14 protein-coding genes are annotated in these 13,961 nt (G+C 74.4%); 8 read left to right on the top strand and 6 right to left on the bottom strand.

The features are described 5' to 3' along the window. Nucleotides 1–202: 202 nt before the first annotated feature. The 5 genes from ACIBW6_RS00730 (at nt 203) to ACIBW6_RS00710 (ending at nt 4,771) form a co-directional block, all read left to right on the top strand. Nucleotides 203–619, top strand: a complete 417-nt coding sequence (locus tag ACIBW6_RS00730; protein WP_399055053.1) for an SsgA family sporulation/cell division regulator — start codon at nt 203–205, stop codon at nt 617–619. Nucleotides 620–796: 177 nt separating this feature from the next. Then, nucleotides 797–1,741, top strand: a complete 945-nt coding sequence (locus tag ACIBW6_RS00725) for a DUF4129 domain-containing protein (RefSeq protein ID WP_399055051.1) — start codon at nt 797–799, stop codon at nt 1,739–1,741. Beyond that, nucleotides 1,738–2,406 (top strand): hypothetical protein, encoded by a 669-nt coding sequence (locus ACIBW6_RS00720; protein WP_399055049.1) that lies wholly within the window; start codon nt 1,738–1,740, stop codon nt 2,404–2,406. Before ACIBW6_RS00725 ends, ACIBW6_RS00720 begins: the two co-directional genes overlap by 4 nt. Next, a complete protein-coding gene (locus tag ACIBW6_RS00715; RefSeq protein ID WP_399055047.1) occupies nt 2,403–3,416 on the top strand; it encodes an AAA family ATPase in 1,014 nt (337 codons plus the stop codon). The genes ACIBW6_RS00720 and ACIBW6_RS00715 overlap by 4 nt, the downstream gene beginning before the upstream one ends. Continuing rightward, nucleotides 3,413–4,771 (top strand): DUF58 domain-containing protein, encoded by a 1,359-nt coding sequence (locus ACIBW6_RS00710; RefSeq protein ID WP_399055045.1) that lies wholly within the window; start codon nt 3,413–3,415, stop codon nt 4,769–4,771. The genes ACIBW6_RS00715 and ACIBW6_RS00710 overlap by 4 nt, the downstream gene beginning before the upstream one ends. Before the next feature lie 768 nt (nt 4,772–5,539). Here ACIBW6_RS00710 and ACIBW6_RS00705 read toward each other — a convergent pair. Beyond that, the gene (locus tag ACIBW6_RS00705; RefSeq protein ID WP_399055043.1) at nt 5,540–6,199 is read right to left on the bottom strand and encodes a GPP34 family phosphoprotein; all 660 of its coding nucleotides are present in this window, start codon (nt 6,197–6,199) and stop codon (nt 5,540–5,542) included. A 298-nt stretch (nt 6,200–6,497) separates the two neighbouring features. Here ACIBW6_RS00705 and ACIBW6_RS00700 point away from each other — a divergent pair, with 298 nt between their 5' ends. The 3 genes from ACIBW6_RS00700 to ACIBW6_RS00690 all read left to right on the top strand — a co-directional run bounded on the left by ACIBW6_RS00700 (nt 6,498) and on the right by ACIBW6_RS00690 (nt 10,222). Then, a complete protein-coding gene (locus ACIBW6_RS00700) occupies nt 6,498–8,132 on the top strand; it encodes an ABC-F family ATP-binding cassette domain-containing protein (protein WP_399055041.1) in 1,635 nt (544 codons plus the stop codon). A 283-nt stretch (nt 8,133–8,415) separates the two neighbouring features. Next, complete coding sequence (locus ACIBW6_RS00695) at nt 8,416–9,393, top strand: acyl-ACP desaturase (RefSeq protein ID WP_399055039.1); 978 nt, start codon at nt 8,416–8,418, stop codon at nt 9,391–9,393. Between the two features lie 166 nt (nt 9,394–9,559). Beyond that, the gene (locus ACIBW6_RS00690) at nt 9,560–10,222 is read left to right on the top strand and encodes a TetR/AcrR family transcriptional regulator (protein WP_399055037.1); all 663 of its coding nucleotides are present in this window, start codon (nt 9,560–9,562) and stop codon (nt 10,220–10,222) included. 16 nt (nt 10,223–10,238) lie between these two features. Here ACIBW6_RS00690 and ACIBW6_RS00685 read toward each other — a convergent pair whose 3' ends face one another. From ACIBW6_RS00685 to ACIBW6_RS00665, 5 genes are all read right to left on the bottom strand, one after another. After that, the gene (locus ACIBW6_RS00685) at nt 10,239–10,907 is read right to left on the bottom strand and encodes a response regulator (protein WP_399055035.1); all 669 of its coding nucleotides are present in this window, start codon (nt 10,905–10,907) and stop codon (nt 10,239–10,241) included. After that, nucleotides 10,904–12,115, bottom strand: a complete 1,212-nt coding sequence (locus ACIBW6_RS00680) for a sensor histidine kinase (RefSeq protein WP_399055033.1) — start codon at nt 12,113–12,115, stop codon at nt 10,904–10,906. The genes ACIBW6_RS00685 and ACIBW6_RS00680 overlap by 4 nt, the downstream gene beginning before the upstream one ends. Nucleotides 12,116–12,117: 2 nt before the next feature. Then, nucleotides 12,118–12,660 carry a hypothetical protein gene (locus ACIBW6_RS00675; RefSeq protein WP_399055030.1) on the bottom strand — a complete coding sequence of 181 codons (543 nt, stop codon included), beginning with the start codon at nt 12,658–12,660 and terminating at the stop codon, nt 12,118–12,120. A 93-nt stretch (nt 12,661–12,753) separates the two neighbouring features. Further along, nucleotides 12,754–12,996: a WhiB family transcriptional regulator gene (locus ACIBW6_RS00670; protein WP_399055029.1), complete on the bottom strand. Its 243-nt coding sequence runs from the start codon at nt 12,994–12,996 to the stop codon at nt 12,754–12,756. Nucleotides 12,997–13,078: 82 nt separating this feature from the next. Continuing rightward, a complete protein-coding gene (locus ACIBW6_RS00665) occupies nt 13,079–13,870 on the bottom strand; it encodes a VOC family protein (RefSeq protein ID WP_399055027.1) in 792 nt (263 codons plus the stop codon). Nucleotides 13,871–13,961: the final 91 nt, after the last annotated feature.

Here is a 13,961-nt window from a genome sequence, read left to right as displayed (position 1 = left end):
GCTCTCGGCGTCCTCAGTCGCGTCATGGCGCGCGAAGGTAGTCCACCATCCGGGTGGCGTCCAGCGGACCTGGATTGAAACCGGTGACAGAGGTCACTCGTGTTTCGTCCGGCTGCAGGTGCACGGATTCCCCGTTTCCGCCGTCTATGCACATGAGCCCGTCCGACCTTGTCGTCCGTGCAGTTGTCCCAAGGAGCTGGCGTTGTCCCTCGTCATCGAGCAAGCCGTTGAGGCCCGTCTGGTCGCCGCCGCGCCCCGTATGGCGAGCATCCCCGCGACGCTGGGCTACGACGTGCGCGATCCGTTCGCCGTGTGCATGTCGTTCCCGGCCCCGGCCACCCTGGAGGGCGTCGAGGTCCGCTGGACGTTCGCCCGCGAACTGCTCACCTCGGGACTGACGGAGGCCGCGGGCGCCGGGGACGTCCGCGTCCGCCCGTACGGGTACGACCGCACGGTCCTGGAGTTCCACGCCGTGGAGGGCACCGCGATCGTGCACATCCGCACCGGCGAGCTGGAGCGCTTCCTGTCGGACACGACCGCGGTGGTGCCGGTCGGCGAGGAGTCGCTCCACGTGGACCTGGACGGGGACCTGGCGGAGCTGCTGCGGGACGCGTACTGAGCCTCCCGGACGGGTGACCGCGGCGAGGGGACGGCGCCGCGGACACGTCGCGGACGTCCGGCGGAACGGCGGGTGAACCCCGTGCATCGTGCAGCGGATCGGGTGACAGCCGCGCCGGCGGGTGCCAGGATGCGGTGAACAGACGTCCGGGGGGACGTGCTCGGCGGGGGGTGCGCAGTGCGCGGGGGGCAGGAAGGGCCCGGGGCGATACCCGGCCGCGCCGGGGTGGTGGCCGCCGCCGCGATCGTCGTCGGGCTCGCCGCGGCGGCGTGGGTGCTGCGCCCCGCCACCGACCTGTTCCACGCGGGGCGGGGGCCGTTGGGCGGTCGCGGCCTCGTGACGGTTGGGCTCGTCGCCGCCTGGACGGCCGGGCTCACCTTCGCCGCCCGGCGGTTGCGCCCCCGCGTCGAGGCGGACCGCACCACCCCGCCGGCCGAGGAGAGGTTGCGGCTGGCCGCGCTCCGGCTGCTGTGGGCCGGGCCCCCGCTGCTCGGCGTCCTCGCCCTGGTCCTGCACCGCTTCGGTGGGGACGGCCCGTCGCCGATGAAGGCACCTGGTGAGGTGCCGCCGCCCAGCTTCGCGCCGCTGCCGAGCACCGACCCGGGCGGGTCACCGGCCGACGGCGGGGACGACGTCCCCTGGCAGCTGTACCTCCTGCTCGGCGTGGTCGGCGCCGGTGTCGCGGCCGTACTCGTGGTGTTCCTCGTGCGCCGGCTGCGCCTGCGGTGGCGCCGGGGGCTCCTGACGCCGCCGCTCGCCGGACCGGCCGCGGCCGACGACGACGAGGACCGTGCGCTGCTGCTCTCCGCGCTGGGCCCGGCGCGCAGGGCGCTGGCCGACGGCGGGGACGTACGAGCCGCGGTGATCGCCTGCTATGCCGCGATGGAGGAGGCCCTGGCCGCTTCCGGTGTGGACCGGCACGCCGCCGACAGCCCCGCGGAGTTCCTGGCCCGCGCCGCCCGCGGGGGGCTCGTCGCGGGCCCGGCCGCACCGCGGCTCACCGCTCTGTTCCGGGAGGCGCGGTACTCCTCGCACCCCATGGCCGAGGCGCAGCGCCTGGCCGCCGCCGACGCCCTGACGGAGATCGCGGCGCAGCTCGACGCCCGGGAGGCCGCGACGTGAGCCCGCTCGCGGAGGAACCGGGCACCGACGGCGCCCCGGGGCCCGGAACCCTGTCGGCCCGTCAGATTCTGTCGCTGCTCGGCGCTTCGGGCGGCTCCGCCGTCGTGCTGGTGCTGCTGGTCGACGGTGCCCGGGCGGCCGGTGCGGTGGCCGCCGTGCTCGCCGTCACCGCGCTCGGCGTCGCGCGGTACGTCGTCGGAGCCGGCGCGTTCGACTCCGGGCGGCGCGCCGACGTACGGCTGCTGCGGGCGCGGGCGCCCGGCATGGGCGAGTGGCGAAGCAACGTGCGCACGGCGCTCGGCCCGGACGGCGCCCTCTACTACCGGGCCGTCCTCCGGCCCGAGCTGCGGCGGCTGTTCGCGGCCGCGCTCGCCGAGCACCACCATGTCTCGCTCGACCACCAGCCGCGGCGGGCCGCCGAGTTGGTCGGGCCGGAGCTGTGGCCGTGGCTCGGCCCGGAGCCGCCCCGCACCGGGCCCGACGGAGAGGTCCCCGCCGAGGTGCTGCGGCGCCTCGTCGACCGGCTCGACGCGCTGGGTACGCCGCGCGCCGGCATGCGGGCCGAGGACACCGCCCGCGCCGGGCCCCGTGCCGCGGACCCCGCCCGCGCCCCTCTCCGTACCGAAGACCCGGACCCGACCCGTACCGACCGCCCCGCAGGATGAGGACGAACGACGTGACGCAGCCTTCCGTGCCCCGGCCCATGACCCCCGCGCAGGCGAGCGAGCAGGCCGCCGCCGTGCTGCGTGAGGTCGGCCGCGCCGTCGTCGGCAAAGAGGAGGCCCTCGAACTCGTCCTGCTGGGTGTCCTGGCCGGCGGTCACGTGCTCGTCGAGGATCTGCCGGGGCTCGGCAAGACGCTGCTGGCCCGCTCGTTCGCCACCACGCTCGGCCTCGACTTCCGCCGCATCCAGTTCACCCCCGACCTGCTGCCCTCGGACGTCACGGGCGCCTCCCTGTACGACCGGCGCAGCGGCGCGATGGTGTTCCACCCGGGGCCCGTCTTCACGCACCTGCTGCTCGCCGACGAGATCAACCGGACGCCGCCCAAGACGCAGGCCGCGCTCCTGGAGGCGATGGCCGAGTCGCAGGTGACGGTGGACGGCGCGACGCGGCCCCTCGCCGACCCCTTCATGGTCATCGCGACCGCCAACCCCGTGGAGTACGAGGGGACTTACTCGCTGCCAGAGGCGCAGCTCGACCGGTTCCAGCTCCGGGTCCGGATGGGGTACCTCGCGGCCGGCGAGGAGCGGGCCATGCTCCGGGCCCGGGTCGACCGGGCCGCGCCGGAAGCGGTGCTCGACCGGCTGGCGGGCCCCGACGACGTGGTGGCGTGGCGGGCCGTGGTGGAGCGCGTCGAGATCGACGACGACCTCCTCGCGTACGCCGTCGCCCTGGTCGGCGCCACCCGCGACCACCCGCAGATCAGCATCGGCGCCTCTCCGCGAGGCGGGCTCGCCCTGGTCCAGCTCGCCCGTGCCCGCGCGGTCCTCGACGGCCGCGACTTCGTGATCCCCGAGGACCTGAAGGCCCTGGCGGTGCCGGCGCTGGCTCACCGGGTGTCGCTGCGGCCGGAGTTGTGGGTGCGCGAGGTCTCCACGGACGAGGTGCTGCGGGAGATCGTCGCCGGCGTCGCGACTCCGTCGACGCGGCGCACCGCGGCCGTGCCCTCATGACACCGGGCACACGGCAGGCCTCGCGGCCGCGTGGGTGGCGGCCCGGTGCCGCCGTGGTGCGCGCCTTGGAAGGGCGGACCGAGGCGGCGCGGGCGCCCGCGCCGCCGCCCGGTGGGCCGCGGCCGGGCGAACGGGCCCTGCGGCTGCTCTCCGTCGCCGTCGTCGCGCTCGGCGCGGCGCTGCTCACGGGCAAGCCGTGGCTGTTCGCACTCGCCGCCGCGCCCCTGATCCTCCTCGCGCTGTCGCTGCCGCGCGCCTACGTCCGCCGGATCGAGACGGCGGTGACGGTGGAGCCGCGGCGCTGCTTCGAGGGGGACACGGTCACGCTGCGCGTCTCGGTGGCGCACGACGGGGGCACCGTCCGCCTCGACCCCGGGGTCACGCTCGGCCCCGGCCTGCGGCTCGACGAGGTGGTGACCGGCGCGGCCACGGTGACGCTGCGGCACACCGCGGTGCGCTGGGGCCGCTGGACGGTGGGGCCGGTGGACCTCGACGTGTACGACGAGGGGGGCACCGTACGTCGGACCGTGCGGGTCGAGGCGCCCGAGGTGTCGGTGTTCCCGCACGCCGCGCACGCCCGGTTCACGCCGATCCCGGCGCGGCTGCCGCAGCGGCTCGGTGAGCACGCCTCGGCGCAGGCCGGGGAGGGCGTCGAGGTGATCGGGGTCCGCGCCTGGGCGCCGGGCGAGCGGCAGCGGCGCATCCACTGGCCGTCGACGACGCGGCGGGGCACGGTGCAGCTGCACCGGTTCGCGGCCGAGCGGGCCGCCGACACCGTGATGCTGCTGGACGCGTTCGGCGACGTCGTCGATCCCGTCACCGGCGTCTCGTCGCTGGACGAGACGGTGCGGGCGGCCGCGGGACTCGCCCGGGCGTACCTGCGCACGCACGACCGCGTCGGCGTGGTCTCGACCGGCGGCACGACGCGCTGGCTGCGGCCCGCGACCGGTGACACCGCGTTCTACCGGATCGTCGAGAGCGTCCTCGACGTCCGCAAGGACCGCCGGTTCGACGCGCCCGGTCTCGAACGCGTACCGCCGCCCGCGCTCCCGGAGGGTGCCCTCGTGTACGTGTTCACGCCGTTGAGCGACGCCCGCATCCTCAAGGTGTTGCGGGACCTCCAGGGGCGGGCCCGACGGCCGGTCGTGGTGGAGATCCCGAGCGGCGACCCCCGGGTCCCGGCCGGGGACGACGCGGGTGAGCTGGGGCTGCGGCTGTGGCACGCCGACCGGGCCGCGATGCGGTTCGCGCTGCGGGACAGCGGGGTTCCCGTGCTGCGGCACACGGTGGGCGAGCCGCTCGACCTGGCGCTGGCCCCGCTGCTGTCCGGGCGGGTCGGAGGGCGGCCGCGATGACACTCCGTGATGTACGGGTGCCTTGGCGGGAGTACGCCGCCCACTGGGCCCGGACGGCGGCCGTCCGCGTCCTCGGCGTCGCCCTCGTGGTGGCCGCGGGGCGGCCGTGGGAGACCCTGCACGGGGTGGTCCGGCCGACGGTCTTCGGTGGGGTGGTCGTCTTCGCCGCGTGGGCGGCGCCCGGGGTGGACCGGCGGCCCTTCCTGGTCTCGGAGCGCTGGTCGCACCGGCTGGCACGGCACCGGGGCTCGGTGCTCGCGTGCGGGACGGTGTGCCTGGCGGCGGTGGGTGAGACGCGGGGGTGGCAGCGGGGGTGCGTGGTGGTGCTGTTGGTGGGGTATCTCGTGGCCGGTGATCCGTGGGGGTGGGGGGCGACGGTGCGGCGGGGGGTTGGCCGGGTGTGGGTGGAGGGGGTCGGGGCGGCTGTGGGGGCCGGGGTTGTGCTTTTGGCTGCGGTGGGGGGTGGGGCCGGGTCTTGGGTGGGGGTGGCTGTACTGGTGGGCGGGGTCGGGGTAGGGGTCGGGGTGGGGGGGTTGGTTGCGTGGCGTGTGTGGGTGCGCGTGGGTGGGGGCTGAGCGCGCAGTTCCCCGCGCCCCTGAGCGGGGCGGGGGCCGGGCGCCGTGCATTCCTGCGGGTGCGTTGGGGCTGGGCGCGCAGTTCCCCGCGCCCCTGAGCGGGGTTGGCGTGCAGGTGTTGTCCCTGCCGGTGCGTGGGGGTTGCGCGCGCAGTTCCCCGCGCCCCTTAGCGGGGTCGGCGTGCGGGCCGTTGTCAGTTGGCTGCTCCGGAGGATCTTGCTGCTTCTGCTGATTTCACCGCCTTTTCCAGGGCCTGGGTGATGAGGGGCGCGTGGGGGCTCGCGTGGAGGGTGAGGGCGGTCAGGCGGGCCCGGTGGTGGCGGCGGTCGCGGGAGGAGAGCAGGGCGCGGAAGTGGCCCGCGGCGGCCAGGACCGCCAGGGTCGCGTCCTCGCGCGGGACCTGGTCGGGCGCGGCCGGGCCGGTCACCGCGCCGAGGACCTGCGCGCGCAGGATCTCGACGTACCCGGCCCGCTCCAGCGCGTAATGCGTCGTGGCGAGGAGGCCGAGGACGCGGCGCCGCCCGGGGCGCAGCTGACCGTCGGCGACGAGCCCCTGCCGGACGTCCGCGTAGGTGGAACGGGCCCGGTGCGTGATCCAGCCACGCCATTTGCGCGGCCGCGACTCCTCGATGAGTTCCAGCAGCCGGTCCGGGACGGGGTCGCCGGTGCGGGCGCCGAGCACCGGGGTCACGATGCCGTCCACGTCGTGGACCAGGTCGCGCTCGGCCAGGTCGAGGAGGACCGCGGCGCGGATCGCGAGGGGCAGGTCGGGGGCGCCGGAGACCCGGTCCTTGCCGGTGTCGTACGCCAGGAGGAAGAGGCGGGCGGGGACGGAGAGGGAGCCAGGGGGCATCCGCGCCACGGTAATCGGTTGACGGTGCCGCGCACAGGTTCTTACCGTGGACGACGGTTCTGTTGCCGTCGATCGGAGTAGGACGTTGCTCGTCTGAGGTCCTGAGACACCGCGCATGTCACGCGCCGCACGGGTTCTTCCCGTGCCCCGTTCGCGTCCGTGCCGTCGTGTGGGACCTCGGCGTCCTCAGCCGTGCCCTCCCCGCCGGAGCAGGCCTTTTCTGTCTGCCCGTGCTCCCGCGGTGTCTCGAACGCGTCGTATCCCGTCACCGTTCGCACCGAGCAACCGTGAGGCACGTATGTCTACCCACTCCCCCCGCCAGGGCTCCGGACCCGCGTCCGTCACCGTCACCGGCCTCGCCTACGCCTGGCCGGACGGCACCGGCGTCTTCGACGGTCTCCAGGCCGCGTTCGGCCCGGGCCGCACCGGTCTGATCGGCGTCAACGGGTCGGGGAAATCGACCCTGTTGCAGCTGATCGCCGGTGACCTGGCCCCGGCCGAGGGCACCGTACGCGTCACGGGCGAGGTCGGTCACCTGCCGCAGAACGTCACGCTCGGCACCGCCCTGCGCGTCGACGAGGCCCTCGGCATCGCCGCCACCCGCGCCGCGCTGCACGCCATCGAGGCGGGCGACGTACGCGAGGAGAACTTCACCGTGGTGGGCGACGACTGGGACGTCGAGGAGCGGGCGCTCGCCCTGCTCGGCGAACTCGGCCTGGGCGACGTCGGCCTGGACCGCACCATCGGCGAGGTGTCCGGCGGCGAATCGGTGCTGCTGCGGCTCGCCGCGCTGCTGCTGCGCCGGCCCGACGTCCTGCTCCTCGACGAGCCGACGAACAACCTCGACCTGTACGCGCGGCGGCGCCTGTACGCGGCCGTGGAGGCCTGGCCCGGGGTGCTCGTCGTGGTCAGCCACGACCGGGAGCTCCTGGACCGCGTCGACCGGATCGCGGACCTGCGCGACGGAGGGATCACCTGGTACGGCGGGGCGTTCTCCGCGTACGAGGAGGCCCTCGCCGCCGAGCAGGACGCGGCCGAGCGGATGGTGCGCGTCGCCGAGACCGACCTGAAGAAACAGAAGCGCGAACTGGCGGACGCACAGGTGAAATTGGCGCGGCGCAGGCGCTACGGGCAGAAGATGTACGACACCAAGCGCGAGCCGAAGGTCGTCATGGGTGCGCGCAAGCGGGCCGCCCAGGTCTCCGCGGGCAAGCACCGCATCCTGCACGAGGGGCGGCTGGCCGAGGCCAGGGACCGCCTCGACGAGGCGGTGGAGGCGGTACGGGACGACGACGAGATCCGCGTCGACCTGCCCCGCACGTCCGTGCCGCCGGGCCGGACCGTGCTGACGCTGCGCGAGCTGCGCCTGGCCCACGGCGCCCGCGTGGAGGGCGAGTTCGAGCTGCGCGGACCCGAGCGCGTCGCGCTGGTCGGGCGCAACGGCGCGGGCAAGACGACGCTGCTGCGCACGATCGCCGGGTCGCTCGCGGCGGCCGGGGGCGAGGCGACGGCGCATGTGCCGCTCCGCTTCCTGCCGCAGCGGCTCGACGTCCTGGACGAGGAGGTGAGCGTGGTGGAGAACGTGGCCCGCTTCGCACCGCGGGCCACCGACAATCAGGTGCGGGCCGGGCTGGCCCGCTTCCTGTTCAAGGGGGCGCGGGCCGACCAGCCGGCGGGCACGCTGTCCGGCGGCGAACGTTTCCGGGCCACTCTCGCCGCCCTGCTGCTCGCCGACCCCGCGCCCCAGCTGCTCCTGCTCGACGAGCCGACGAACAGCCTGGACATGGCGAGCGTCCGACAGCTGACCTCGGCACTTGAGTCGTACGAGGGCGCGCTGATCGTGGCCGGGCACGATCTGCCGTTCCTGAGATCGCTCGGGATCACCCGCTGGCTGCTGCTGGACGGCACGCTCCGGGACACGCCGGCCCCCTGACCGCGACGGCCTCATGAAGGGGGCGGTGACGGCCGCCGCGCGGCGGGGGATTCCGCCGCGGCCCGCGGGGCGTGCATGATGAGCGCCGTCCGGGCTACAAGCACCTCGTGGCGGACATTTCGGGATGCGAGCGGACTGAGAGGCGGTGTGACGTGCCTCTCAGTCCGGCTCCGGGGGCCCCAAGCGTGGCTCCGCTCTTTATCGAGCGCTTAACCTACGGCAACGTAACCTACGACACCGTAGGTAATACCGCTCGCTGTACCTCCGTCCCCCAGGAGCCCTCGTGACCGTCATCTCCCCCCGCCTCGGCTCGTCGACCACCTGGACCGACGCCCGCCTCCTGCACGCGCTGGAAGAAGTGGTCGAGCAGGAACTCAACCGCCATCTGAAGGTGGCCAAGGACTGGATGCCGCACGAGTACGTGCCCTGGTCCGCGGCGCGCAACTTCCCCGGCTTCTTCGAGGACGGCGAGGCGTGGGAGAAGGAGCAGTCGCAGGTGACGGAGATCGGCCGCACGGCGCTGATCGTGAACCTGCTGACCGAGGACAACCTCCCCAGCTACCACCACGAGATCGCGTCGCTGTTCGGCCGGGACGGCGCCTGGGGCACGTGGGTGCACCGCTGGACGGCGGAGGAGGGCCGGCACGGCATCGTCATGCGCGACTACCTGCTGGCTTCGCGCGCGGTCGACCCCGACAAGCTCGAGAACTTCCGCATGGCACACATGAGCGAGGGCTTCGAGTCGGACAACCGGCACTCGATGCTGCACTCGGTCGCCTACGTCGCCTTCCAGGAGCTGGCCACCCGCATCTCGCACCGCAACACCGGCCACCAGTCGGGCGACCCGGTCTGCGACCGGATGCTGGCGCGTATCGCCACCGACGAGAACCTGCACATGGTCTTCTACCGGAACCTGCTGAAGGCCGCGTTCGAGATCGCCCCCGATCTGACGATGCGCGCCGTGCGCGACGTCGTCGTCGACTTCCGCATGCCCGGTCACGGCATCCCCGGCTTCGAGCGGGCCGCCGCGCAGATGGCGATCGGCGAGGTCTACAACATCCGCATCCACCACGACGACGTGCTCCAGCCGGTGCTGCGGTTCCTCAAGATCATGGAGATCGACGGGCTCGGCCCGGAGGGGCTCCAGGCGCAGGAGGAGCTGGGCCTGTTCCTGAACGGGCTCGACAGCGAGGCCGCCAAGTTCGACGAGAAGCTCGCCGCCCGCAAGGCGCGGCTGGCCGCCCGCGCGGCGTCCGCCTGACACCTGCCGCGCCCCCCGGGAGGGGGCGCGGTCAGCCGGTCAGCCGGTCAGCCGGTCAGCCGGGGCAGGGAAGCATCGGCGCCGAGAGCGCTCGTCACCATCGTGATAGCTTCTCACCGATCTGCGGCGCCGCGGCCCCGGCGGCCGTGCGGAAAGGTGGTAGGCGATGGCGGACACGACGACCCCCCGCGAGCGGTACCGCGCCCAGGTGCGCGCGGAGATCAAGGACCACGCGTGGGAGCAGGTCCGCACGGCCGGGGCCTCCGCGCTCTCCCTGAACGCCATCGCCAAGCTGATGGGCCTGAGCGGGCCCGCGCTCTACCGCTACTTCGCCGGCCGCGACGAGCTGATCACCGAGCTCGTCGGGGACGCGTACCGCGGCCTCGCCGACCTCTTCCGCTCCACCGCCGCCACCGTCACCGCCGATGAGGGGCCCGGCGCCCGGCTCTCCGCGCTGGCGCACGCCCTGCGCGGCTGGGCCCTGGCCGACCCCCACCGCTATCTGCTCGTCTATGGCACGCCCGTGCCCGGCTACCAGGCGCCCGACGACATCACGGCCGTCGCCCGCGAGATCATGGCGCCCCTGCTCGACGCGTGCGCGGAGCTGCCCCAGGACGGCCCCCCGGCGCCGTTCGACACTCACCTCGCGGCCCACCGGGACTGGGCGGGCGCCCACCCGGCGCCGCCCGCGGCCCTCCACCGCGCCCTGTCGGTCTGGACCCGGCTGCACGGTGTCCTGTCGCTGGAGGCCGCCGGGCACTTCACCGGGATGGGCTTCGACCCCGCGCTGCTCTACGAGGCCGAGCTGTCCGCCCTGACCGGCCGCTGACCGGGGGCTGCCCCCGTCAGGCGAGACCCGCCGCGATGGCGCGGCGCACGGCGTCCGCCCGGTCCCGGATCCCCGCCTTGGCGAACAGGTTGTTGATGTGGGTCTTGACCGTGGCCTCGCTGATGAAGAGCTGCTCGGCGATGGCCCGGTTGGGCAGGCCGCGGCCGATGAGGGTGAGCACCTCGCGCTCGCGGGGCGTCATGTCCGCCGGCAGCTCCCCGCCCGGCGCCGGGGCCTTGGTCCGCACCGTGGCGAGCAGCCGGTCCTGCACCTCGCGGTCGAGCACCGACTGTCCGGCGGCGGCCGCCCGGATGGCCCGGACGATGTCCTGGCGCCCCGCGTTCTTCGTCAGGTAGCCGCGGGCCCCCGCGCTCAGCGCGGCCAGGATGGAGTCGTCGTCGGCGAACGTGGTCAGCACCACCACGGCCACCTCGGGGTGCTCCTCGCTGAGCCGGCGGGTCGCCTCGGTGCCGTCCATGACCGGCATGCGCAGGTCCATCAGGACCACGTCCACCTGCGCCGCGCCGGCCACCGCGGCCAGCACCTGCGCCCCGTCCGCGGCGGCGGCGACCACCTCGATGTCGCCACTGAGCCCGAGCACCGCGGCGAGCGGTTCCCGGACGGCGGCCTGGTCGTCGGCGACGACCACCCGCACCTTCTGCTGCTTCTCGGCCTGTTCGTTCATCGCGGGATCACTGCCTCCACCTGCCAGCCGCCTCGGTCCGGCCCTTCGACGACCGGACCCGTGGTGAGGGTGCCGCCCACCAGGGCGACCCGTTCGCGCATGCCGATCAGTCCCATGCCGCTGCCGGCCGCGGCGGCCGCCGGGCGGGCGGCGGGGCCGTTGCGCACGCGCAGCGTGATCGACTCCGCGGCGAAGGCGAGCCGCACCGCGACGGGGCCGCCGGGTGCGTGCCGGGCCGCGTTGGTCAGCGCCTCCTGGGCGATCCGCAGCAGGTTCTGGGTGACCTGGGCCGGTGCCTCGCGGACGGTCCCGGTGACGGTGAGGGCGTCGCGGTGGCCGGACGACTCGATCATCGCGGTCAGGCTCTCCAGGAGCGGCAGGGCGTCCTCGCGCAGCGCGTGCACTGTCCACTGGGCCTGTTTCAGGCTCTCCTTGACCATGCTGTGCGCCTTGTCGTTGGCCTCGCGGACCTTGTCCAGGTCGCCGGTGTCGAGGAGGGCGTCGGCCAGTTCCAGCTGCATGTTGATGCCGGCCAGGGAGTGGGCCAGGACGTCGTGCACGTCCCGGGCGATCCGGCCGCGTTCGGTCAGGACGGCGGTGCGGGCCTCGGCCCGGGCGGCCCGCTCGGCGGACTCGGCCGCGGAGATCGCCGCCCGGATGGCGCGGTGCCGGCTGCGGTTGACGACTCCGATCACGACGGGGACGCCCGTGACGAGACCGAGCGCCCAGGGCAGTTGATCCTCGTGCGGGCCGGGGCCGAAGTACAGGGCGGCGGCGCACAGCAGGCTGCAGCAGAGGGCGAGGACGAGGGCCGGCCGGGTCTCCAGGCGGTAGCCGATGTGCCCGGCGATGAAGAAGGCGAAGAGGTAGGCCGTGCCGGTGCGGCTGACGCACAGGAGCGCGGCCGCCGCGACGACGCCGAGCGTCAGCCAGACCAGGGCCACCCGCGGCGGCACCTTCGCCTCGGGGAGCCGGCGGGCCAGCAGCGCCGCGCAGTTGACCACGTAGAGGACGGCGACCGCCAGGCCCTGCCCGCTGAGCCCCATGGGCCGGATCGTCAGGGCTCCGGCGACGATGAGGCCCAGGCTCGCGATCCACTGCGTGCGCAGGTCGTGGCCCGGGATCGGCCGCGGGGCGGCCCCCTCGTCGGGGGCCGCTCCGGGCGGCTGACCGGTCTCGGATGGGGGCACGGCCAGACGATAACGCACGGTCACCGGGTGTGGTCGAGAACGGGCGCGGCGGGTGCGCCGGTCCCGGCGTGCTGGGCCGGGCGCACCGTGCGGCTGCGCAGGTAGATCGTGGCCAGGCGGGTGACCACCTCGGTCAGCGCCATCAGGACGAACGCCGCCACCCAGGCCTGCTCGCTGGTGATGGCGTGGGCGGCGCTGAACCGGCCCACGGTGTCGGCGCCGCCGTGCTCGGTCCACAGCTGGAAGCCCATCCGGGCGCCCATGCCGAGGACCCACAGGGTCGCCGAGACCGCCCCGGCCTTGATCAGCAGGTGCTCGCCCGAGGCCCGGATACGGGTCCAGAGGCCGCCGGCGATGCCGAGGACCGCGCCCACCGCCGTGAGGACGGCGATCAGCACCAGGTCGTTGCCCGCGGTGGGGACGGTGTCGAGGTACGAGTACGCCACGAAGGCCACGATCCCCAGCGGGATGAGGAAGGTCCGCAGGTCGAGCCGGCCTTCCCGCAGCTGCCGGAAGACGACGAGAAGGAGGGCGATGTCGGTGATCCACTCGGTCGTTGTCATGCCCTCAAGCCTGCTGCGCCAAGGCCTCCGGCACCTGGACCCAAGGGTGGAACCCCGGGTGGAGATACCCCCCCGACGGCGCGGGCCCCCGGGTCACCTCCGCCTGAGCTGGTGGCGTTCCTTCTCGGAGAGGCCGCCCCAGACGCCGAACCGCTCGTCGTGGGTGAGGGCGTACTCCAGGCAGGCCGGGCGGATCTCACACATCTGGCAGATCAGCTTGGCCTCGCGGACGGAGCTGCCCGGCTCGGGGAAGAAGAAGTCCCCGCCGGTCTGGGCGCACAGGGCCTGCTCGTGCCAGGTGGGTCCGGCAGGCGGGAGTGTGGTGTTCGCGTGCATGAGGACGAGGGTGCCGCCCGGTGAAAAACGCCGGATCAACGAACGATCAACGCGGCGCGCCGGGCGGCACCGCCCGTCCCTGCTACGTCTGCTCGGGGTCGCCCTTGATGACCGCGAAGCCCGCGCCGGAGGGGTCGGCGAGCTTCGCGAGGCGGCCCACCCCGGCCATGCTCACCGGCCCGGAGCGCACCGTGCCGCCGAGCCGCTGGGCGGCCTCGGCCGCGGCGTCCACGTCCGGCACGTGGATGTACGGCGTCCAGTGCGGGCCCGCCTGCGCCTCGGCCGGGTCGGCGTCCAGCGGGACGATACCGCCGAACATCGCGTTCTCGTCCTGGCCCGCGGGGTTGACCGTCGTGTACGAGCCACCCGGGAACTCGACGTCGAAGGTGCCCCAGCCGAGGGCCGAGCCGTAGAACTCCCTCGCGGCGGCGACATCCGGGGTGTACAGCTCCACCCAGTTCAGCCCGCCGTCCTGGGTCACGTGGCCGAAACCCCGGTGCTGTCCGGGCTGCCAGAGGCCGAAGGAGGCGCCCGTCGGGTCGGCCAGGATCGCCATCCGGCCCTGGTCGAGCACGTCCATCGGCTGGAGGAGGGCGGTGCCGCCCGCCTGCTCGGCGGCCTTGGCCGTGGCGTCGGCGTCCGCACTGCCGAAGTAGACGGTCCAGGCCGGTGCGCCCTGGTCCGCGGTGACGGTCATGCCGCCCGCGACCGTCCGGCCGTCGAGCAGGAACATTCCGTACCCACCGGTCTCGGCTCCGCCGGGCCGGAACTGCCAGCCGAAGACCCCGCCGTAGAACGCGACGGCCCCGTCCAGATCGGGGGTGCCGAGGTCCAGCCAGGTCGGTGCGCCGTGCACGAAATCCGTGGTGATCATGGTCGTGCCCTCCTCGTCGAGGGTTTTCTTCCTGGACTGCCGAGTCTGGCACCGCCCACTGACAATCGCCGTCGCGCCGCTCTGACCAGGG

The organism is Streptomyces sp. NPDC049813 (assembly GCF_044465085.1).
Classification (GTDB): Bacteria; Actinomycetota; Actinomycetes; order Streptomycetales; family Streptomycetaceae; genus Streptomyces.
This window is presented reverse-complemented; position numbering and strand designations above follow the sequence as displayed.

What these genes read in the sequence shown, in the direction of transcription:
- ACIBW6_RS00715 (WP_399055047.1), top strand. Translation starts at nt 2,403, where the DNA reads ATGAGGACGAACGACGTGACGCAGCCTTCCGTGCCCCGGCCCATGACC.
- ACIBW6_RS00710 (WP_399055045.1), top strand. Translation starts at nt 3,413, where the DNA reads ATGACACCGGGCACACGGCAGGCCTCGCGGCCGCGTGGGTGGCGGCCC.
- ACIBW6_RS00705 (WP_399055043.1), bottom strand. Translation starts at nt 6,199, where the DNA reads ATGCCCCCTGGCTCCCTCTCCGTCCCCGCCCGCCTCTTCCTCCTGGCG.
- ACIBW6_RS00700 (WP_399055041.1), top strand. Translation starts at nt 6,498, where the DNA reads ATGTCTACCCACTCCCCCCGCCAGGGCTCCGGACCCGCGTCCGTCACC.
- ACIBW6_RS00690 (WP_399055037.1), top strand. Translation starts at nt 9,560, where the DNA reads ATGGCGGACACGACGACCCCCCGCGAGCGGTACCGCGCCCAGGTGCGC.
- ACIBW6_RS00685 (WP_399055035.1), bottom strand. Translation starts at nt 10,907, where the DNA reads ATGAACGAACAGGCCGAGAAGCAGCAGAAGGTGCGGGTGGTCGTCGCC.
- ACIBW6_RS00675 (WP_399055030.1), bottom strand. Translation starts at nt 12,660, where the DNA reads ATGACAACGACCGAGTGGATCACCGACATCGCCCTCCTTCTCGTCGTC.
- ACIBW6_RS00670 (WP_399055029.1), bottom strand. Translation starts at nt 12,996, where the DNA reads ATGCACGCGAACACCACACTCCCGCCTGCCGGACCCACCTGGCACGAG.
- ACIBW6_RS00665 (WP_399055027.1), bottom strand. Translation starts at nt 13,870, where the DNA reads ATGATCACCACGGATTTCGTGCACGGCGCACCGACCTGGCTGGACCTC.